The organism is Agrobacterium vitis, assembly GCF_013337045.2.
GTDB lineage: Bacteria > Pseudomonadota > Alphaproteobacteria > Rhizobiales > Rhizobiaceae > Allorhizobium > Allorhizobium vitis_B.
The window spans coordinates 2477003-2496475 of record NZ_CP118259.1 but is presented as its reverse complement, the minus strand read 5'-3'; the positions used below and the strand labels follow the sequence as shown (position 1 = coordinate 2496475).

At 57.2% G+C, this 19473-nt stretch carries 21 protein-coding genes and 1 pseudogene; 8 read left to right on the top strand and 14 right to left on the bottom strand.

The genetic code is table 11. From position 1 onward, the window contains the following. Positions 1–104 precede the first annotated feature (104 nt). The 4 genes from G6L01_RS12060 to G6L01_RS12045 form a co-directional block, all read right to left on the bottom strand. On the bottom strand, positions 105–473 hold the full coding sequence (locus G6L01_RS12060; protein ID WP_070166590.1) for a nuclear transport factor 2 family protein: 369 nt from the start codon (positions 471–473) through the stop codon (positions 105–107). Between the two features lie 88 nt (positions 474–561). Continuing rightward, positions 562–1464 (bottom strand): RNA polymerase sigma factor RpoH, encoded by a 903-nt coding sequence (gene rpoH / locus G6L01_RS12055; RefSeq protein ID WP_015916956.1) that lies wholly within the window; start codon positions 1462–1464, stop codon positions 562–564. 142 nt (positions 1465–1606) lie between these two features. Beyond that, entirely contained in the window at positions 1607–2839 is a 1233-nt protein-coding gene (locus G6L01_RS12050) for an NAD(P)/FAD-dependent oxidoreductase (protein ID WP_070166589.1), read from the bottom strand. An 88-nt stretch (positions 2840–2927) separates the two neighbouring features. Further along, a complete protein-coding gene (locus G6L01_RS12045) occupies positions 2928–3956 on the bottom strand; it encodes an RluA family pseudouridine synthase (RefSeq protein WP_070166976.1) in 1029 nt (342 codons plus the stop codon). 80 nt (positions 3957–4036) lie between these two features. On the opposite strand from G6L01_RS12045, the gene G6L01_RS12040 reads away from it, so the two are divergent. Together G6L01_RS12040 and G6L01_RS12035 are read left to right on the top strand one after the other, a co-directional pair. Next, positions 4037–4417: a hypothetical protein gene (locus tag G6L01_RS12040; protein WP_015916953.1), complete on the top strand. Its 381-nt coding sequence runs from the start codon at positions 4037–4039 to the stop codon at positions 4415–4417. 12 nt (positions 4418–4429) lie between these two features. Continuing rightward, entirely contained in the window at positions 4430–5269 is an 840-nt protein-coding gene (locus G6L01_RS12035) for a TrmH family RNA methyltransferase (RefSeq protein ID WP_070166588.1), read from the top strand. A gap of 47 nt (positions 5270–5316) precedes the next feature. Here G6L01_RS12035 and G6L01_RS12030 read toward each other — a convergent pair whose 3' ends face one another. From G6L01_RS12030 to G6L01_RS12020, 3 genes are all read right to left on the bottom strand, one after another. After that, positions 5317–5625 carry a hypothetical protein gene (locus G6L01_RS12030; RefSeq protein ID WP_070166587.1) on the bottom strand — a complete coding sequence of 103 codons (309 nt, stop codon included), beginning with the start codon at positions 5623–5625 and terminating at the stop codon, positions 5317–5319. After that, positions 5622–6344 carry a hypothetical protein gene (locus G6L01_RS12025; protein WP_070166586.1) on the bottom strand — a complete coding sequence of 241 codons (723 nt, stop codon included), beginning with the start codon at positions 6342–6344 and terminating at the stop codon, positions 5622–5624. Before G6L01_RS12025 ends, G6L01_RS12030 begins: the two co-directional genes overlap by 4 nt. Positions 6345–6507: 163 nt before the next feature. Next, positions 6508–7095: a DUF1134 domain-containing protein gene (locus G6L01_RS12020; protein WP_060718157.1), complete on the bottom strand. Its 588-nt coding sequence runs from the start codon at positions 7093–7095 to the stop codon at positions 6508–6510. Between the two features lie 179 nt (positions 7096–7274). Between G6L01_RS12020 and chpT the strand changes: the two genes are divergently transcribed. Beyond that, positions 7275–7925: a histidine phosphotransferase ChpT gene (gene chpT / locus G6L01_RS12015; protein ID WP_070166585.1), complete on the top strand. Its 651-nt coding sequence runs from the start codon at positions 7275–7277 to the stop codon at positions 7923–7925. Between the two features lie 285 nt (positions 7926–8210). Then, on the top strand, positions 8211–8570 hold the full coding sequence (locus G6L01_RS12010) for a response regulator (RefSeq protein WP_070166975.1): 360 nt from the start codon (positions 8211–8213) through the stop codon (positions 8568–8570). 245 nt (positions 8571–8815) lie between these two features. Here the strand turns inward: G6L01_RS12010 and ctrA are convergent, their stop codons facing one another. Continuing rightward, complete coding sequence (ctrA, locus tag G6L01_RS12005) at positions 8816–9517, bottom strand: response regulator transcription factor CtrA (protein WP_015916946.1); 702 nt, start codon at positions 9515–9517, stop codon at positions 8816–8818. A 445-nt stretch (positions 9518–9962) separates the two neighbouring features. Between ctrA and G6L01_RS12000 the strand changes: the two genes are divergently transcribed. Then, positions 9963–10313, top strand: coding sequence for a flagellar export protein FliJ (locus G6L01_RS12000; protein ID WP_070166584.1), 351 nt, complete (start codon positions 9963–9965; stop codon positions 10311–10313). 801 nt (positions 10314–11114) lie between these two features. Here G6L01_RS12000 and sciP read toward each other — a convergent pair. The 6 genes and pseudogenes from sciP to G6L01_RS11970 form a co-directional block, all read right to left on the bottom strand. After that, complete coding sequence (sciP, locus tag G6L01_RS11995; RefSeq protein WP_015916944.1) at positions 11115–11390, bottom strand: CtrA inhibitor SciP; 276 nt, start codon at positions 11388–11390, stop codon at positions 11115–11117. A gap of 552 nt (positions 11391–11942) precedes the next feature. After that, a complete protein-coding gene (locus tag G6L01_RS11990; protein WP_070166583.1) occupies positions 11943–12623 on the bottom strand; it encodes a sugar transferase in 681 nt (226 codons plus the stop codon). A gap of 288 nt (positions 12624–12911) precedes the next feature. After that, complete coding sequence (locus tag G6L01_RS11985) at positions 12912–13949, bottom strand: DUF2793 domain-containing protein (protein ID WP_071207321.1); 1038 nt, start codon at positions 13947–13949, stop codon at positions 12912–12914. Between the two features lie 227 nt (positions 13950–14176). Then, complete coding sequence (cysQ, locus tag G6L01_RS11980; protein ID WP_070166582.1) at positions 14177–14959, bottom strand: 3'(2'),5'-bisphosphate nucleotidase CysQ; 783 nt, start codon at positions 14957–14959, stop codon at positions 14177–14179. A 73-nt stretch (positions 14960–15032) separates the two neighbouring features. Further along, positions 15033–15620: pseudogene (gene cysC / locus G6L01_RS11975) on the bottom strand (adenylyl-sulfate kinase); the annotation flags it as partial. A gap of 536 nt (positions 15621–16156) precedes the next feature. Next, on the bottom strand, positions 16157–17323 hold the full coding sequence (locus G6L01_RS11970) for a multidrug effflux MFS transporter (RefSeq protein ID WP_234891922.1): 1167 nt from the start codon (positions 17321–17323) through the stop codon (positions 16157–16159). Here G6L01_RS11970 and G6L01_RS11965 point away from each other — a divergent pair. The 3 genes from G6L01_RS11965 (at position 17217) to G6L01_RS11955 (ending at position 19472) form a co-directional block, all read left to right on the top strand. Next, complete coding sequence (locus tag G6L01_RS11965; RefSeq protein WP_234891925.1) at positions 17217–17672, top strand: hypothetical protein; 456 nt, start codon at positions 17217–17219, stop codon at positions 17670–17672. The two genes, G6L01_RS11970 and G6L01_RS11965, sit on opposite strands and share 107 nt — an antisense overlap. 8 nt (positions 17673–17680) lie before the next feature. Further along, positions 17681–18307, top strand: a complete 627-nt coding sequence (locus G6L01_RS11960; RefSeq protein WP_070166577.1) for a TetR/AcrR family transcriptional regulator — start codon at positions 17681–17683, stop codon at positions 18305–18307. Between the two features lie 262 nt (positions 18308–18569). Further along, positions 18570–19472: a branched-chain amino acid ABC transporter permease gene (locus tag G6L01_RS11955; RefSeq protein ID WP_015916937.1), complete on the top strand. Its 903-nt coding sequence runs from the start codon at positions 18570–18572 to the stop codon at positions 19470–19472. The last annotated feature ends 1 nt before the right edge of the window (position 19473 follow it).

Below are 19473 nucleotides of genomic sequence, written 5' to 3'. Positions count from 1 at the left end.
GTCTCATGGGATTGATGTATCGACCCTCCTTCAGGGCGAGTAGCGCCAGCATCTTCGAGTCTTGGTATAATGTGAACCGGCGTTGATCTGTTTATCGGTCTTGTTCAACTCAGCAGGCGTCGGTCACCCATTTTGAACCAGGCCCTGGCGATCTTTCCGCGCTCAATCTCGTAAAGGCAGAGCACGTCGATCTCACCCTTGCCCTCCGGGAAGTTGCGGGTGACGCATTCAATATCAGTGACCATATTGCCAGTGATGTGGCGGGCAATCAGCCTGCCATGCAGGTCCGGCTCACGAAAGCGCTCGATGTGGCGGCTGCGGATCTCTGCGGTGCCGTCCGCCAACAAAGTATCGGGGAAGTCATAGATCCGGCAATCCGGCGCCCACTGTTCCATAAAGGCCTCGATATTCTTGGCATTATAGGCGTCGAGCTGCTTTGCAACCGGTTCCAGAATGGACTGTTGCTCTGTCACGGCACACTTCTCCCGAGAGGCGGAATGGATGAAGCCGCGCAGAATTATTGCGAGGCTTGTAAAACATTGCGATTGTCCTGGCTGAACGTCAGGACTCGACCACCCGCAACGCCTTGGCCTGTTCCAGTGCGTCCTTCTGGACAGCATCCTGAACCTTTTCAAAGGCGCGTACTTCGATCTGGCGTACACGTTCGCGGCTGATGTCGAACTCGGAGGAGAGTTCTTCCAGGGTCACCGGCTCCTCGGCCAGACGGCGTGCAGCGAAGATCCGGCGTTCGCGGTCGTTCAGCACGCCCATGGCGCGCGACAGCATGTTGCGCCGGGTTTCCAGCTCATCCTGCTCGATCAGCGTGTCTTCCTGGCTGTCATGATCGTCCACCAGCCAATCCTGCCACTGGCCGGATTCACCTTCGCTGGCGCGGATCGGCGCGTTCAGCGAGGCATCGCCCGACAGGCGGCGGTTCATGGAAATCACTTCCTCCTCGCTGACCTTCAGCTTGGTGGCGATTTCCGTGACCTGATCCGGCTTCAGGTCGCCTTCCTCGATGGCCTGGATCTTGCCCTTCAGGCGGCGCAGGTTGAAGAACAGCCGCTTTTGATTGGCGGTCGTGCCCATCTTTACCAGCGACCAGGAGCGCAGGATATATTCCTGAATCGAGGCCTTGATCCACCACATCGCATAGGTGGCAAGCCGGAAGCCGCGTTCGGGATCGAATTTCTTCACGGCCTGCATCAGGCCGACATTGCCCTCGGAGACGACTTCGCCAATCGGCAGGCCATAGCCGCGATAACCCATGGCAATCTTCGCCACGAGGCGCAGATGGCTGGTGACGAGCCGGTGAGCGGCATCGCGGTCGCCATGCTCTGCATAGCGCTTGGCAAGCATATATTCCACCTGGGGTTCCAGCATAGGGAACTTGCGGATCTCATCCAGGTATCGGTTCAGTCCGCCTTCACCGGCGGTAATCGAAGGCAAGCTATTGCGGGCCATAAAGCACCCCCTTTATCCATGAGCTTCCCAATGCCAAACGGGCAAGCTCTATCATGCGGATTTCCTCATCCCGCACGAAATCCTATGTCACATAAGTGTGGCATGGCCGGGATTCAAGCGCACCACGCCGGTCACGATTGATTTACGAGCGGAATCGGAACAAATCTTCATCGGCATCCTTGCGTCCGGCAATCCGGGCCGAAACAATCTCCGACGCGATGGTCGAAAAGGTGATGCCATTGCCGCCAAATCCCATCACAACATGCACATGGTCGGTGCCGGGAACACGGTCGATGATCGGCAGCCCATCCCGTGTCGTGCCGAACGGCGCCGACCAACCATAGGCGATGTGGTCCATCTCAATTCCGGCCAGAGCCTTCAGCTTTTGCCGGATTGTCTCGAATTTGCGCCGCGCCTTGGCTGCGTCCTGATGGGCGAGCGGATCGTCTTCATCCTCGCCTCCGGCGATAATCCGGCCATCGGGTGTGGAGCGGAAATAGAGATAGGGTTCGGAGGCCTCCCAGACCAAGTGGTCATCCAGCCAGTCCGGCCTTTCGGCGTTTGGCTCGGAGGTGATGGCCCAGGTGGAAATCACCTGATGCAGGGGGCTTTCCATCATCTTCAGATATTCATAGCCCGTGCAGGCGATAAGGTCTGCGGCACAGAGCAATGTGCCATCTGCTGTTGCCACCATCACCCCGTCGCGGGTTTCCCGGATGGCGGTAATCGCCAGCGGTGAGACAATTTCAACGCCGCCTTGCTGGGCGGCCTTCAGCAGGCCAGCCGTCATCTGGGCCGGATTGGCGCTGGCGGAGCAGGGAGAGAGGATCGCTCCCGTGCGATCGATGCCAAACCGCTCCTTCACCTGCGCTCCGGTCAGATACTCGGCGTCCAACTGCGCTTCACGGCGCAGTTCCGCTTCAGCGGCCAAAGCGCGGTGCCCCATTTCGTCGCCTGCCAGGAAAAGGCTGGTGCGCTGCTGGAACTGGCAGGAAAGACCAAGGCTGGCGATGCGCTCTCCCAGGCTATCGACGGAGGCTGCCGAGCGCCGCCAGGCGCGCATGGCCTTCTTGGCTCCGATATCTCTGGACAATTGGGACAGCGGAATGTCGATTTCATGCTGGATCATCGCGGTGCTGGCCAGCGTGCTGCCCTTGACCGGCGCGCGACGATCAACCACCAGAATATGGCGGCCATCCGCCGCCAGCGCCTGTGCCATCAAGGCGCCGCTAACCCCGGCGCCGATGATGATGACATCGTAATCGGTGCGGGCCGGGGCGTCGCGGCTCTCAACCACAATATTCGGTGTCGCAGCCCAGAAAGACTTGCCATCGTGCAGATCGCGCGATGTTCCGACTGCTTGCTTGGTATCCATAATCGTCCCTTGCCCCGTTTGCCTGTCCGGCGCGCAACGGATGCGCAGCCATGTCGGACCTGCGCTAACGTTTAACGGGGCAAAGGGTTCATGCGATATCGCGCAGCGCCTCGATAATTGTTTCCATGTCGTCGGGGATAGGCGCTTCGAAATGTATGACTTCGCCAGTGGTCGGGTGTTCGAACGCCAAGAGATAGGCATGGAGCGCCTGACGGTGGAAATTATTGACGATGGCCTTTGCCGCCTCCGGCAGCAGGTTGGCCTTGGTCTTGAAGGCCGCGCCATACTCTGGATCGCCAATCAGCGGATGGCCGATATGGGCCATATGCACCCGGATCTGGTGGGTGCGGCCGGTTTCCAGCCGGCATTCCACCAGCGAGGCGAGGCAGGTTGCATCCGGCTTTTCGCCATAACGCTCCATCACCTCATAATGGGTGATGGCTTCGCGGGCATCATCGGTATCCTCGCGCTTCACGGTACGCTTGGTGCGGTCGCCGGCCCGGCCAAGGGCGGCGTCAATCGTGCCGCGCAGCCCCCGCGGGCGGCCCCAGACGAGCGCTTGATAGGCCCGCTCCAGCGGGCCGCTGCGGCCATGGTCGGCAAACTGGTCGGCCAGATGCCGGTGGGCAATGTCGTTCTTGGCAACGACCATGACGCCGGAGGTTTCCTTGTCCAACCGGTGGACGATGCCGGGACGCTTCACCCCGCCAATGCCGGAGAGGCTGTCGCCGCAATGGTGGATCAGCGCATTGACCAGCGTTCCGGTCCAGTTGCCAGCACCGGGATGCACCACCAGACCGGCGGGCTTTGACAGCACGATCAAGTCCTTGTCCTCGTAGAGCACGGTCAGCGGAATGTCTTCGCCCTTGGGTTCGGGGTCTTCCGGCTCCGGCATGGCGATCACCACCTGGTCGCCGGGCTTGATCTTGCGCTTCGGCTCGGTGACGGCGGCGCCGTTGATGAAGACCGCGCCTTGCTCGATCAGGGCCTTTACCCGGTTGCGCGACAGGTCGCCGCCAAGGCTTGCTGCCAGCCAGGCATCCAGACGGCCTTCGGCGTCCTCACTGGCAATCAGCTCTTTCCTTGGCTCACCTGCTTGTTTAAAGGGGTCTGTCATAGCGCATCCTGTCTTTCGGCCATTTTGGCCGAGGCCCAATGGGCGGCAGAGCAGCTCCATCAGGGAAAGGTTTAAGTTTCATGAGCCAAGTCGAGACCGACGAACAGAAAGACAAGCCGCTCGATCCGGTGCTCGAAAAAGTTCGCCGCAAGATGGTGCGTTTGCAACTCGTCTCGGCGGCCATCATGTTTGTCAGCCTTATGGCGGTGTTGGCCGCCGTTGTCTACAAGGTCAAACACGCGCCTACGCCGGAAAAGACGCAGGCCGGTGGCCTCACCATCCCCTCCGACCAGCCCTTGGCGCTGGCCGCCCGTCTGCCCGCCGGTTTCAAAGTGACCTCCACAGCGCTGTCAGGCACGCAGATCCTGTTTTACGGCACCACAGCCGAAGGCCAGTCCAAGGCCTATGTGTTTGACCTGTCGGTGGGCCGGATGATCGCGGACGTCGCGATCACGCAATAGGCCGTAAAAAGCATGGTCCAGTTCGTTACCATTTCCGATCCGCAGGACCCGCGGATCGCTGCCTTTAGCAATATCCGTGAGCGCGACCTGACGGGGCGCGAGGGCCGGTTCATTGCCGAGGGTACCGTGGTGCTGCGCATGTTGCTGGCGGCGCATCTGGCCGGGCGTGGTATTCGCGCCGAAGCGCTGCTGCTGTTGGAAAACCGGGTGGCGGGTCTACAGCCGCTTCTCGACCAGTGGCCGGATGACCTGCCGGTTTATGTAGCAAGCGCTGCCGTGCTGGATGCAATCGCTGGCTTTCACCTACATCGCGGCGTGCTGGCGCTGGGCAGCTGGCTGACCGCGCCCGATGCCACGCAGCTGATTGCTGGCTTGCCGCAAAACGCCCTGGTTCTGGTCGGCTGCGGCATTTCCAACCATGACAATGTCGGTTCCATGTTTCGCAATGCCACCGGCTTCTGTGCCGATGCGGTGCTGCTGGATGAGACCAGTTGCGACCCGCTCTATCGCAAGGCGCTGCGGGTCTCGGTCGGCTCGGTGCTGACCATGCCCTATGCGCGCCAACACAGCGCCCTTGCGCTGTTGTCGGCGCTGGATGCGGCTGGCTTTCTGGTGGCGGCGCTGACACCATCAGGAACCACTGAAATCGGTGATATCGCCTCCGGGCTTGGCGATCGGCAAAGGCTGGCGCTGGTGGTGGGCACCGAAGGCGAGGGCCTGCCCGCTGACGTGCTTGCCCGGTTCATGACCGTGCGGATCGCCCAATCACCGCAACTCGACAGCCTCAACCTCGGCACCGCCAGCGGCATCGCCCTGCACAGCGCGGCGCGGGCGCTGGGAAAATTGGGGTAGGGGGCCGCTCATCCGGCTGCGCCGTCCTGCCCTCCGAGGCGGTGGGCTCAATCGTTCAGAAGATCCGGTGCCAGTGCCCTGATCCGGTCCAGCAGCGGTTGCGGCGCATCGGCGCTGGGGGCAGGTTTTGCCAGCAGGGCCGGGATCGGCGATGGTTCGCCTTCCTTGCGGGCGGTGAACACGATCATCCCAGCGGCGATTTCGGCGATTTGCGTACGCAGAGCCGCGTCTTCCTCGACACCATTGCCAGCAAGCAGCCGGGAACTGAGCGCTTCGCTGCGCTGGCGCAAGTCGTCTGCAAGCGTTTCGATTGCCTCGGGCGTGGGGTGCTGCATGTCCGGTGGGCTTTCGTTCATTTGGCGACCTGTTGCACAGGGGTGTCGATCTTTTGCAAGCGTTCCAGCCGCTCTTCCAGCCGCAGCACTTTGTCTTCCTCCTGGAGGAGACGCTGTTCCGCTTTCTGGGCGCGGCTGGCGGCGGCCTTGGCCTCGTCGCGCAATGTCTCGCGTTCAGTGCGCAAATCCTGGAGGCGCAGTTGCAGGTCTTCTGTCTGGTGCTTGTGGGTTGCGGTTTCTCGATTGCGGGCGGCCAGGTCCGCCTCCAGGCGGGCCAGCTTGGCGGTCAGCGTCTCGATGTCGAGGTCGCGGCTGGCAACCATGGCCTCATTGCGCAGCAAGGCGGCTTTCACCTGCTCCGTCTGCGCCTGGCTCTGGCGCAACGCGACGCGGAGCGTGCCGGCCTCATTGCTCATGGCGTGGATCTGCTCCTTCAGGGCATCTTCTGCGCCGAGTGCGCGGATCGCTTCCGCCTGGGCTTGATCGGCGGCGGCCTTGACGGCGACGAAATACTCCCGCTCGCGCCGAAGGTCATAGGACTGTTTCGCATTTTCGGCGGCATAAACGGCGCGGACCATGTCCTTCTGGGCGCGGACTTCTTCTGGGCCGAGGGGGGCAGTGGCCCGCAGACGCCGTTCGGTATAGGCAACGATGCGGCCATGGATGGCAGGGCTGATCAACGCCGCCAGAAGGGCTGCGGCGGCAAATCCCAATGCAAAGAGCAGGGCGTATTCGATCACGGCGGTGCCATATCCGTTAGAGCGGTTCCCAAAGTGTCAGATGACGGTCCAGATGCACATTCTGTAAACCAAAACCCTATGCCATTCCATCCTAGCCTGTTGATGTTCGACAACAGCAGGTGTGAGTGATGGACCGACTTGACATCAACCAAGCCGGTGCCGATCAGAAGGGGTTCCAGGTGGAGGATTGCGTCAGCTTCAGATAGCCGACATTGACGCCAAGCCTTGCGCCGACGCCAGTGCGGATCGGCACCAGAACCATATTATTGTTCTTCAGTGCCGTCATGCCGACGCCAGCCACCACATAGGCCGAGCCGCTCACGCCGCCATAGCGGCTGTAGAGACTGCCGACGGCGGGCAGGTTATAAACCAGCATCATCGTGCGGCTGCCATTGCCACCGTAATCGATTCCGAGCGACGGCCCCTGCCAGAATACCGGATGCTGGCCGGCATTCTTGGTATAGAGCGTGCCTTCGCCGTAGGTGAGGCCAGCGATAAATGCACCGGAGCCTTCCTGGCCGAGAATGTAGCCATTGGGCAGGCCATATTGCCCGAAGGCCTTCTCGATCACCTTGGCCAGCGCGCCGCTGGTCGAGCCGAAGAAGGAGTGGCCCGCATCGACCACTTCCTGCATGGTATATTGATCGCCTTGCGCCATTGCAGTCGCGGGCTGCGAAACAACACTTGCCGCAACCACGCCAGCCGTTACAATCCAGGTCCTGAAAAGGTCCCGAATGATGGAAAAGCGCATCGCTTCCTCCTCGGATATGAATAGAATCGGCTCTGATGAGACCGGACTTCCATCTTGATGACTTCGTATTAACAATGGGTTTACCAAATATGGTGTCATTATGGCGTCGACATCATGCGGCTTGATGGGGCAGCCATGCCTCTCAGCCGATAACAGACTTTGCCGTCGAGGAGAATTCGATGCTCAAGAACGTGAACCTAACGCTGGCCGGACCCGATCTGGCAGCCCTGCTGTGCAGCCGCGTCTGCCATGATGTCATTTCGCCTGTAGGCGCCATCAATAACGGGCTGGAACTGCTGGATGAAGGCGGGGCGGATGCCGATGCAATGGACCTGATTCGCACCAGCGCGCTGAATGCTTCGGTTCGTCTGAAATTCGCCCGGCTTGCATTTGGGGCCTCCGGCTCGGTCGGTGCGTCGATCGATACTGGCGAGGCCGAGAAAGCCGTCAAGGATTTCGCTGCCGCCGAAAAGAAAACCGAAATCACCTGGAACGGTCCGCGCGCCATTATCGCTAAGAACCGCGTCAAATTGCTGATGAACCTGATGCTGGTGGCCTACGGCGCCATTCCGCGCGGCGGCTCACTGGACGTGACGCTGGAAAATCCGGAATATGACGCGAAATTTACCATCGTCGCCAAGGGCCGCATGCTGCGGGTGCCGCCGAAATTCGCCGAAATCTGCAATGGCCAGATGGAAGAAGCTGTCGATGCCCATTCGATCCAGCCCTATTACACCGTGCTGCTGGCCGACGAATCATCGATGGAGCTGAAATACAGCATCGGCGAAGGCGAAATTATCTTCACTGCCGAATCAGTTGCTGCTGGCTGATCAGGCATAAAGATGCTCGACGGCGCCTGTTGTCTTAGGCTTCAGGTGCCGTTTTCCGTTTCCATCCGATGCAGGTAATGTTTCCTTAGTCTTCTGGATTTACCTTTGATGCAACGTAGATATCTCAAATCCATTGAGGATTTGGAATATGGGCAAAGTCAGACCGCGGGCTGCGGCGGCAATGGATGAAGACGCGGTGCACGGGGCGCGCCGCTTGCTGTTTTGGAAAATTGCTTAATCTTTTTGATGTTTAAGCAAGGTCCAGGGCATCGAAAGGGGATCGGCATGAAGAACCTGATCATTGCTGACTCGTCAGATATCGTTCGAAAGGTTGGCCGTAAAATTCTGTCCGAACTGGGTTTTGGAGTGACGGAAGCATCCACGGCGCGTGAGGCGATGCTGGCTTGCGAAGCACAATTACCGCATGTGATCATCGTTGATTCGGGCCTGGACGGCGCGCTTGGGCTGATCACCAATATCCGGGCCATGCCGGAGGGTAAAACGGTGCGGATTTTCTATTGCGTCATCGAAGCCGACCTGAAACACATGATGCAAGGCAAGCGGGCCGGAGCCAGCGACTTCCTGCTGAAGCCCTTCGACCGGAAAACACTGACCGAAGTGTTCAGCGACCGCGAAGCCGCCTGATCCCGAATCACTCCAGACATGGCGGATTTATCCGCAAACCGGTTGTTAATTTTCGGCCCGATGCTCTAACAGCATGGGACTGTCTCGATTGTCGCGGGTCTCAGCAATCCATTTTCTCCAACGCAAAAAAGTCCCGGCAATGCAGGGACTTTTCTGAGATCATACGATCTCGCGCGGGAGTGGCACTGGTGGGGATTTACGGCGAGGCGTTACGAATAACGCCCCGTTGTAACGACAAACCGGTGTCAGGCCGTTTCCATATATTCGGCACTGTCAGGTTCGCGCAGCACATAGCCACGGCCCCAGACGGTTTCGATATAGTTTGCACCACCGGCGGCATTGGCCAGCTTCTTGCGAAGCTTGCAGATGAACACGTCGATGATTTTCAATTCCGGCTCGTCCATGCCACCATAGAGATGGTTAAGGAACATTTCCTTTGTCAGCGTGGTACCCTTGCGGAGCGAAAGCAGCTCCAGCATCTGGTATTCCTTGCCGGTCAGGTGAACGCGCTGGCCACCAACTTCGACGGTCTTGGCGTCGAGATTGACGATCAGTTCGCCGGTGATGATGATCGACTGGGCATGGCCCTTGGAACGACGAACGATCGCATGGATGCGGGCAACAAGCTCGTCCTTGTGGAACGGCTTTGTCATGTAATCGTCAGCGCCGAAGCCGAGACCACGAACCTTGTCCTCAATGCCGGCCATGCCGGACAGGATGAGGATCGGTGTCTTGACCTTGGACAGGCGAAGCGTTCTCAAGACCTCGTAACCCGACATGTCGGGAAGATTGAGGTCCAGCAGGATGATGTCGTAGTCGTATAGTTTCCCGAGGTCGACGCCTTCCTCACCGAGATCGGTGGTGTAGACGTTAAAACTTTCGGACTTGAGCATCAGTTCGATGCTCTGCGCTGTGGCGCTGTCGTCTTCGATGAGTAGAACCCGCATAATTATCCCCTTTACCGCCGCCGAAAGGTCTGAATGGCCCACTACGCGATACGGATCCAGTCGTTGCCTGATTTGAAGGCTGCCACCAAATGGTTAACAAATTCTGATTCACTCTGGCAAGGTGTAACGAATTTATTAAGCATAATGCCTAGCCTCCTGATTCATATGTTATTTTCTCATCGCCACAGATGAATCGAAAAGGGAAGAAAACCCCTTAAGCGATTCAATTGACTCATCATTGTCATTGTCCTGCATTTTGGACCCGGGCATTTACCGACCTTTAAAAGATCTCCCTTATCATTAACGATGCCCGTAAACGAAAGGTTACCAAAGGTAGTTTTTTGTTAACGCCGTGAGATTTTTTCGCGGTGATTCGTTTAAATGTCAGCGGGCGATGTCAAAACAGAGTGACGGCGGGATGTCTCGCATCACGGGAGTATTGCGTATGAAGTCGCGTGACAGCCTAGTTCGCCTGAAGGCATTTCAGGTTACCGAGAAGCGTCGGCAGCTGCAACAATTGCAGTTAATGATGTCTGAATTTGAACGTATGGCCAAGGAATTGGAGAATCAGATTTCTCTGGAAGAAAAAAAGGCGGGCATCACTGATGCTTCGCATTTCGCCTATCCGACTTTTGCAAAGGCCGCCCGCCAGCGTGCCGACAACCTGCAGGATTCGATTCGCGAGCTGAAGGTTCAACAAGATGCCGCGGAACTGTCATTGGAACTGGCCGAGGCCGAACATGCCAAGGCCGCCGCGTTGGAAGAGCGCGACAATCAGCAGCGGGTTCGCGCTTAACGGCGAAGATCCTGATCGTAGATGACAAAGGCAGGCAGGGAATGGGACCTGCTGGATGATGGTTTCATTGCCTGGCCGTTCATATGGAATGGAACGGCCATTTCATCCACGACTATATGATATTTATTTTATCAGCTATTTGCCGGATCAAGGGTGCCCACGGCGGCATTGTGCAAAACCGTATCCCGCTCACTGCGATAATCAGCGGCTCTGAAGCCGAGTTCCCTACACTGTCCACGGTTCGGTGCAATGTCCGGACCGATCCCCTATGAAGCCGACATCTGTGATAGGTGAGGGGACAGCAGCTTCCCTTGGAAACCATTCACATCCCAACGTCCTGGGGTGACAGGGAAGGCGTCTGGGTTAACCGGAGGCTGGAAAAGCTCTAGGGAGTTGCCCGGGGCACATTCGGCTGAGTGGAAATCAAAAAATCAAATCTCGCACGAAAATCGGCCGGACGTAGTGCTGGTCGGTTGCCTGGCTGTGTCACTGAGGCGTAACCCCTCCGAGGGCAGAGCCACTTTGCCCAGGAACGCCGTAGCCCCGCTGGGGCCTTATTCAAGGCGATATTGAACGTGGCTGGTCGTCGTGCTTTTGCAAATATCTCAAATACCCTGAGGCATCTGAGATATTTGCAATTCCTTCAAGGCTGGATCTGGCAAGGCTGGATCTGGCAAGGCTGGATCTGGCAAGGCTGGATCTGGCAAGGCTGGATCTGGCAAGGCGGCATCTGGCGAGGCGAGGTGTGGTCGACCTCTTCGAGCCTTCGTCTTCAGGCCAAGCCCCAATCCCCGTCTGGCGTTAATGACGGTATTGCTGGATTCGGGTCGTTCTCAAGCCCTGCAAGCCATGGTCATTGATGGAGGCCTGCCATGACAGGAATTCCTCCACGGTCAGCGTGTAGCGTTCACACGCTTCTTCAAGGCTCAACAGGCCACCGCGCACGGCAGCCACAACCTCTGCCTTGCGGCGGATGACCCAGCGACGGGTATTTGCTGGCGGCAGGTCGGCAATTGTCAACGGACTGCCGTCAGGGCCGATAACATATTTAACTCGCGGGCGTATCGTTTCGGTCATTGGACTCTCTAATACAAACTCAAGACCACAGACCAGAAATCTAACGCCGCACCTTTAAAAATTACCTAAGCACCGGGTAACAATTTGATAAGAATTTTAGGGACTTGGCCAAGGCTGCTGATGTCACGTAGAAACGGCGTTTTCAGATGAAGACGAGCCTCTGACGGGCCACTCGCAAGTTCGAAATCAACAATTTTATGTATATATATCGTCTATCACAAAATTTATTGCCGTTAAGCTGTCTATCCTAATTGGTTTTTACTCAAGAAAATTTGCGTGAAGTTTGATCCCGGTGACATCCCAGGGTTTGAATTTAATAATTCGTGATCACTCGGAGGTTCTGACTTGACAGATTTTGGCTTTTGGCTCAGCGCAGTGCGAATCAATGGCACCAAGAGAGCGCTTTAACGGACTTGGCCGCTGGGCGGCGCGTCGCGACCTTGCGTTTTTTCGAGACAAATTTGTCGAATGTGGAAAGAATTTGCATTCACTCTCACCGCTGGAAGAGTTTTTACCGGATAATTCCGGCCAGATCAGGTGAGATCCTTCTCTTTAAAAGCCTTTGCCGCAGGTCAGTTCGGAGTGGATGGTGCCGAGGATGATCTTGATATCGAGCCAGAACGAAAAATTATCCACATAAAACAAGTCGGCGGCGATCCGGGCGCGGGCTTTGGCGGCGGAGCCGGTCGGTCCGCGCAGGCCTCGCATCTGGGCAAGGCCGGTCAGACCGGGCTTGACCTGATGCCGGTGATGATAATCGGTAACCAGATCCTCGTAGGGCATGCCGGCGGCCAACATGCCAATCGCGTGGCAGCGCGGTCCGACCAGCGACATGTCACCCTTCAACACATTCAGTAATTGTGGAAGTTCGTCGATATTGGTTCGCCGCAGGACTGCGCCGACGGCAGTAATACGGGGATCGTTTTCGGTAGTTTGCCGCACGCCGCTATCGTCACATTCCGCAGCATACATGGTGCGGAATTTGTAGATGCGGATTTTTTGCTGGTCGCGGCCCCAGCGCATCTGCCGAAACAGCACCGGGCCGGGGGAGGTGAGCTTGATCAGCGCGGCGACCGACAGCAGAAACGGCAGCAAGATCGTCAATGCGCTGATCGAGATCAGGATGTCGAGGCTTCGTTTAGCAATCAGATGAACCCGATTTCTTGAAAACCGCGTCCGTCGTCGGTTGATGCGACGTGCCTGAAGGCCTTGCTGTGCATGCGGTACACCCATTCCAGCCTCGTCCCTCCTGGAACAGCCGATCCGGTTTTGCCGGTGTCAACTGTTCCAGATTCTTGGTTGCGTGCGGTTGCAGGCAGAGTGTGTTTCCTCCGCTTTGGCACCGCCATTTGTTCCCGACTAAAGTTCTTGTGGCTTATGTAGTCCCAAATAGGGCGCTCGTCATGAACAAACTTAACGAATGGTTAACCTTCTGAAGTAAATGTTTCTTCTTGGGTCTATTTTCTCAAATCGGAACATTGTTGCCATTTTGCTACGCCGGTTTGACGACGATAGTGTCCTTTATATTAGAAATATCGAAAATTTAATGCCCGCATCGGTGGAGGCAAATGTAGCCGTGCCATTATGCAACAGGCTGATTTCCGTTCCGGCGTCCAGCGTGATCAGGGCCGTCCTATGGGTTTCGGCAGCGGTTTCCGTCGTGCCGATGGTCATCTTTAAAAGGCTCGTCTGAGCGCTGTCCACCACGGTTGCAGTATAGGTGTCGGTAGCGGCGGTGGCGAGGGTAAGAGAGATCATGTACAGGCCAGCGACTGGCACTTTCAGGCTTTGCCCATTGCCGCTTGCCGTGGCGGTGGCAAGCAGCATATTGCCCTGACTGATGACCAGTCCGTTAAATCCGGTAACCATGCCGCTGGAAACCACAAGGGACGGGCTTGTCAGTTTTGCCCGAGCGGCGGGTCTTGCCGGCTGGGTGACGGTGCCGTCGCCGCTAATCAGCAGGGCGGTGGTGCAACTGCCACTGTCATTGCAGACTTTGATGCTGAACTGGTCCGAGCCGGCCAGCCCTATTTCGGCGCGGCCTTGCCAGTTGGACTGATAGAGAAGCGTTGCCGTATTGCTCTCGCCCGCCTTGTTGAGTTTAAGCCTGTTGTCGCCACCGGCGTGATTGAGAAGCACGGCATCGCTCGACACGGCCAGCCGGTTGGTGTCATCGGCTGTGGCATTGATCCCGAGCCGGGAAAAGGAGGCCGTGTCGGGCAGGGCGAGATCCTGCCAGGCCGTGCCGTCATAGGTCTGCAATCGGCCCGTCGCACGGACATAAGCGCGCCAGCCAGCGGCGGGCGTCAGGAAAGCCCAGCTGTCATCCTGCCAGGCGGCGATATGCGCTTCCTTGCCAGTCCAGGCATCCGTCGCGGTGGCGGCAACCCAGTAACAGGAGCCGGCGGCAGGGGAGGCGGGAGGCGTGGTAAAAGTGCCTTCAATCACAAGCTGCGTTACCGCATCCAGAACCAGCAGCGCCTCGTTATGAGTGACATGTTTCTGGGCTTGGGAGGGCAGGATATAAGGCAAATCGAGGCGTGGGCTATTGTCTGCCATGGTCATCTCCATCGATGTGGAGCGACATCCGGTTGGCACGCAAGACCTTCCCGGAGATCGCATCCTGTCAAAATCCGGAGCGTGGCCGAGCCGAGGAAATCGGCAGGCCAGGCTCCAGCGCTCGCGCCATTATCAGCGCTGGCGTTTGACCGTGGATAAGACCGGCAGGAGAGATTTGATTTTTCAGGCAATTCCCGGTTTCATGTTCACGCTGGAAGGCAGAAGGCTCAGGCCTGTCTGTCACCCCAGGCGATGAAGGAGGGATTGGCGAAATCGCTATCATGGAGCTGATCGCGTTTGCCGTAGAGCAGCGGCGCACCGTCTGGTCCGACTGTCATGCCACCCGCGGCCCGCAGCACGGCGTCGCCTGCGGCGGTATCCCATTCCATCGTTCGGCCGAACCGTGGATAGACATCGGCCGCCCCTTCCGCCACCAGGCAGAATTTCAGCGATGAACCGACGGAACGGGTATCGGTTATGGCGTGGTTTACCAGGAATTCTTCAGTTTCCGGGCCGCTATGTGCGCGGCTGGCCACTGCGATCATCCCGTCTGTGGGAGTGCGCACCTTGATGGACTGGCGCGAAACCGGGTGGAAATTGGCATCGATCTCGATCTTGAGGGCGCCGTTGCGGTCGCCAATATAGGCTTGGCCACGCGCCGGAGCATAGACGATGCCCATGACGGGAATACCCGCCTCGATCAGCGCGATATTGACCGTGAAGTCGGAGCTTTTGCGAATGAATTCCTTGGTGCCGTCAAGTGGATCGACCAGAATGAAGGGCTGGCCTCTGGTCTGGGGAATATTGCCGGCGGCGACGGCTTCCTCGGCCACCACGGGAATAGCGGGAAACTGTGCCGCCAGGGCGGAAAGAATGATCGCTTCCGCCCGCTCATCGGCCTCGGTCACCGGTGAGGCGTCGCGCTTGGTGCGCACCGTCGGGCCATTGTGGAACACGTCCATAATATCGCGGCCTGCGGCTATTGCCGCCTTTTCAAACAAATCAATCACGTCATGTTCCTCAAAAAACGCAGGCTACACGATACGTGTTCAATTTTTCTACTCTATTTGTCCAGATCTTCTATCAGGCTGGCGCGATTTCCTTGAGATAATGAATGACCTGGTTGGCCATTTCTGTTGGATTGGCCTGTGTGGTCTTCAAATGAATATCCGGATTTTGCGGTGCCTCGTAACTGGAACTGACCCCGGTAAACTGCTTGATCTCTCCCATCAACGCCCGGCGATAAAGGCCCTTTGGATCGCGCCGCATGCATTCCTGCAAGGGGGTATCGATGAAAACTTCAATGAATTCGCCGTCTGCCATCAGGTCGCGGGCCATGTCGCGGTCGGCCTGAAAGGGGGAGATGAAGGAGACGATCACGATCAGGCCTGCATCCGCCATCAGCTTGGCGACTTCTGCCACCCGGCGGATATTTTCCACCCGGTCGGTATCAGAAAAGCCCAGATCGCGGTTCAGTCCGTGGCGGACATTGTCGCCGTCGAGAATGTAGGTGTGGTATCCTTGGCCGTGCAGTTCGCTTTCCAACGCGTTGGCGACAGTGGATTTTCCCGAGCCAGACAAGCCGGTGAGCCAGATCACCCGGGGGTGCTGGCGTTTGATAACGGCGCGTGCCTCACGGCGGACCTGCAATTGCTGGACGACGATGTTTTGCTGTGACGTTATGATCGTCCTCGTATCATGTGTCCTCGTGTCATGCGCTGCTATCATCTTTCGACGTTTCCCCTCGAAACGATGGCCATCCCGTGTCTGCCGTCTGCCTGCATATGTTTGTTTTATAAAGATTGAATCGACGAATGAAAACGCCTTTTTTTTGCCATTTTATAGGAAGGCATGGAAGATGTGGACCGTATCCCTGCTTTGACCAATGTCAAATATCTCAAATTTATCCGTATCTTGAGGTATTCAAAAGCTAAATACGAAAGGTCATTTTCAATAAACGCCTCGTATTTCTTTCCACAGAACCCTGTGATCGATACCGCAAAAGGCGCGCAGCATCGCTATGGCTGCGCGCAGCTCTTTAACTTTCAATAGGATTGAATAAAGCAGAGCTGTCAAGGGCAAGCGGTAATGCTTGCCCTATCGTTTGACCGCATAATTCCTGAAAGCGGAATCGATTCAAATCGAGAATTATGGCGCAGATCTAAGGGGTTACCGCACCGGTATTCGCGCAGAATTCCCGATCCTCGTCAGGCTTTTTCGGGAACTGTTGTCTCTTGCCTGTCCTCGAAAAATACCTGGGTGACAAGTACGGCCAGGATACCGCAACCGGCCATGACGCTGACCAGAGGCAGGGCGGTGCCGTTTTCCAGCAAGCCGAGGACAAAGCTGGACAGGGCGCCTGCGCCAAAGGAAAGGCCTCCCGCCAGGGCGGCGGCAGTCCCGGCAATGGTGCCATGGGCTTCCATTGCCAGCACGTTGCAACCCGGCATGATGCCGCCAATCGACATGACGAGAATGAACATCAGGATGCAGGTGATCGTCAGGCTATCGGTGCCGGTCAGCTGGGTGGCGACCAGTACCAGGGCGATGACCGTATAGAGCAGCACGGAGCCGCGTACTGCGGCCTTTACACCGAACCGTGTGGCAAACCGGTTGCAGATCTGCGTGCCGATGCCAAGGCCGATTGCGTTGGTGCTGAAGATAATCGAGTAACTGATGGCCGAAAGCCCGTAGACCGTCATCAGCATGAAAGACGACCCGGCGATATAGGCGAAGAACCCGCCCTGGACGAGCGCCATGGTGCCGGCATAGGGGATGAAATTGCGGCTGATCAACAATCCGCCATAGGTGATGAGGGCACGGCTGGGTTTGCTGGAAGCGCGGTCGGCTGGCAACCGGGTTTCGGGAAGCCAGATCGCGACGACCAGCAAGCACAGCGCCGCATAGCAGCCGAGCAATACGAAAATCATCTGCCAATTGGCTATTTTCAGAATGAGACTGCCGGCAAACGGTGCGAGGATCGGGGCGACGCCGATGACCAGCATCACCATGGACATCAGCTTTGTGGCTGCCGAGCCGGTATGCGTGTCGCGGATGATGGCTGTTCCGATGACCATGCCGATCGAGCCGCCCACGCCCTGTATGAAGCGCCATACCAGCAATTGCTCGCCGGTCGATGCGGTTAGACAGCCAAGGGAGGACAGGCAGAAGATAGCCAATGCCACATAAATTATCGGCTTGCGGCCGGTCCTGTCGGAAATCGGCCCGTAGAACATTTGCCCGATGGTGAAACCGGAAAAAAATGTCATGACGGACAGCTGGATCGTCGCGGCTGTGGTCGATAAGCTCGTAGCCATCAGTGGCATGGCGCCCAGATACATATCCGTTGCAAGCGGCCCGATGGCACAGATCATGCCGATGGAGATGGCTAGAACAAGGGTTTTTCGGTCCATTTTCATATTCCTGAATCTGACCATGCCAGCCATACATCTTTACCGCGCTGCACATGAAGCACTCTGCGTTTCCCTTGACGCATGTGCGCTGCTGCATGATTTCTACCCTGAACCGGATGCGGTTCAGAAAATCATGCAGCAGCTCGCCTTTGGTTCGTTGTTTGCGCAGTCGTCTAGATGTTTGAATGCCGCAGAATTGATCTTTTACCATTTCGGTCGGATAAATTATGCGGTAAGCATGGAAACGTTGTCGTTTCCTCCCGACGATCAGGAAACGCTTTCGTTTCCGTTTGTCAAGTCGAAAGTGTGAGAAGGCCGATGTCCGAACAGCAGCGAGTGGTCATGCGTCTGCCGGTCATGCCGGATGAGGAACGGCGTGAGCGTATTCTCAAGGCTGCCGAAGTGGTGTTTGACACTATGGGCTTTGGCGATGCGACCATGGAGGAGGTGGCGCGTCTGGCTGGCATGGCGAAAAAGACCGTCTACCGGTTCTTTCCCGATAAGCGCTGCTTGTTTACCGCGTTGATCCAGTCTCATGATCAATTGCAGATCGAAATCGGCGGTCAGCGCGGGCAAACGGCTGACCCGCGTGAGAGAGTGCGATTGGCGCTGGAGGCCCTGGCTCGGTTCGTCTTGTCGCCCCGCCAGATTCTGGTGACCCGGCTGATCATTGCCGAAGCGGGCAAGCATCCCGGCCTGACCCGGCAGTTTTACGAGGATTGTGTCGAGAATTTTCGAGCCTTTCTGGCGCAGGAGCTGGATTTCCACGTCGCGGTCAGCCCATCCGAGGCCGTTGATCGCCGCGATATTGCCGACATATTTGTCGGGGCGGTTCTGGGGCCGTTGCAGACAAAGGTTCTGATGTTCGGCAAGCAGGAAGAAGATCTGGACAGCGAAATCCGCATGCGCGTCGATCTGGCGTTGCGGTTGCTGATGCCATCGTAAAAAACCACGAAACCATCCGGGTTTTTTTCATTCGGTAAGTTGGTCCGGAGTCATCTGCGCGCTTTTTGAGCGCAATTTCAGGTTTAATGCCGAATTTGTGCAAAAACTGCCAATATGTTGAGCAATTGACAGAAAAATACGCGCTGCAAAGCTTTTAGGCTTCACATTTTTGTCGAAACCGATATCAAATCCCTCCAACACGAAGAACCCGAATGGGACAACATATGGATGCTGCGTTTGATCGGCATCCGGGGGATAATGTATGGATTATTTCATCCAGCAGCTTATCAACGGGCTGACGCTTGGCTCGATCTATGGCCTGGTGGCGATCGGCTATACGATGGTCTACGGGATTGTCGGCATGATCAACTTCGCCCATGGCGATATTTTCATGCTCGGCGGTTTTGCCGCCTTGATTGTCTTTTTGCTTCTCACGACATTTTTTGCAGGCATTCCAGTGGCTTTGGCGCTGCTGATCATGTTGGTTGTATCGATGTTGATGACCGGCTTGTGGAACTGGACCATTGAGCGGGTCGCCTATCGACCCTTGCGCGGGTCCTTCCGGCTGGCGCCGCTGATCACGGCGATCGGCATGTCGATCGCGCTGTCCAATTTTATTCAGGTCGCGCAAGGCCCTCGCAACAAGCCAATTCCGGCATTGGTCAATGATGTCTATCATTTCGGCGCCATCACGGTGTCGCTGAAGCAGATGATCATCGTCGCGGTAACGGCGGTGCTGCTGGCTGCCTTCTGGTATATCGTCAACAAGACGCCGCTTGGCCGTGCTCAGCGTGCCACCGAGCAGGACCGTAAGATGGCGGCCCTTTTGGGCGTTGATGTCGACCGGACCATTTCCGTCACCTTCGTGATGGGCGCGGCGCTGGCTGCGGTGGCTGGTACCATGTATCTGATGTATTACGGGGTTGCCTCCTTTACCGATGGCTTCATTCCCGGCGTCAAGGCCTTCACCGCGGCGGTTTTGGGCGGCATCGGTTCGTTGCCGGGCGCAGTCCTTGGCGGCCTGCTGATCGGCCTGATCGAATCCCTGTGGTCGGCTTATTTCACCATCGCCTACAAGGATGTCGCCACCTTCGGCATCCTGGCTTTCGTGCTGATTTTCAAACCGACCGGCATCCTGGGCCGTCCCGAAGTCGAGAAGGTCTGAG

Excerpts from the sequence above, each read along its gene's own strand:
- G6L01_RS11960 (WP_070166577.1), top strand. The coding sequence starts at position 17,681 with ATGTCCGAACAGCAGCGAGTGGTCATGCGTCTGCCGGTCATGCCGGAT.
- G6L01_RS12050 (WP_070166589.1), bottom strand. The coding sequence starts at position 2,839 with ATGGATACCAAGCAAGCAGTCGGAACATCGCGCGATCTGCACGATGGC.
- G6L01_RS12040 (WP_015916953.1), top strand. The coding sequence starts at position 4,037 with ATGAGCCAAGTCGAGACCGACGAACAGAAAGACAAGCCGCTCGATCCG.
- G6L01_RS11965 (WP_234891925.1), top strand. The coding sequence starts at position 17,217 with ATGACGGACAGCTGGATCGTCGCGGCTGTGGTCGATAAGCTCGTAGCC.
- G6L01_RS11955 (WP_015916937.1), top strand. The coding sequence starts at position 18,570 with ATGGATTATTTCATCCAGCAGCTTATCAACGGGCTGACGCTTGGCTCG.
- G6L01_RS11970 (WP_234891922.1), bottom strand. The coding sequence starts at position 17,323 with ATGATCTGTGCCATCGGGCCGCTTGCAACGGATATGTATCTGGGCGCC.
- rpoH (WP_015916956.1), bottom strand. The coding sequence starts at position 1,464 with ATGGCCCGCAATAGCTTGCCTTCGATTACCGCCGGTGAAGGCGGACTG.
- G6L01_RS12045 (WP_070166976.1), bottom strand. The coding sequence starts at position 3,956 with ATGACAGACCCCTTTAAACAAGCAGGTGAGCCAAGGAAAGAGCTGATT.
- G6L01_RS12010 (WP_070166975.1), top strand. The coding sequence starts at position 8,211 with ATGAAGAACCTGATCATTGCTGACTCGTCAGATATCGTTCGAAAGGTT.
- G6L01_RS12000 (WP_070166584.1), top strand. The coding sequence starts at position 9,963 with ATGAAGTCGCGTGACAGCCTAGTTCGCCTGAAGGCATTTCAGGTTACC.
- G6L01_RS12030 (WP_070166587.1), bottom strand. The coding sequence starts at position 5,625 with ATGAACGAAAGCCCACCGGACATGCAGCACCCCACGCCCGAGGCAATC.
- chpT (WP_070166585.1), top strand. The coding sequence starts at position 7,275 with ATGCTCAAGAACGTGAACCTAACGCTGGCCGGACCCGATCTGGCAGCC.
- G6L01_RS12035 (WP_070166588.1), top strand. The coding sequence starts at position 4,430 with ATGGTCCAGTTCGTTACCATTTCCGATCCGCAGGACCCGCGGATCGCT.
- G6L01_RS11990 (WP_070166583.1), bottom strand. The coding sequence starts at position 12,623 with ATGGGTGTACCGCATGCACAGCAAGGCCTTCAGGCACGTCGCATCAAC.
- ctrA (WP_015916946.1), bottom strand. The coding sequence starts at position 9,517 with ATGCGGGTTCTACTCATCGAAGACGACAGCGCCACAGCGCAGAGCATC.
- G6L01_RS12020 (WP_060718157.1), bottom strand. The coding sequence starts at position 7,095 with ATGCGCTTTTCCATCATTCGGGACCTTTTCAGGACCTGGATTGTAACG.
- G6L01_RS11985 (WP_071207321.1), bottom strand. The coding sequence starts at position 13,949 with ATGGCAGACAATAGCCCACGCCTCGATTTGCCTTATATCCTGCCCTCC.
- sciP (WP_015916944.1), bottom strand. The coding sequence starts at position 11,390 with ATGACCGAAACGATACGCCCGCGAGTTAAATATGTTATCGGCCCTGAC.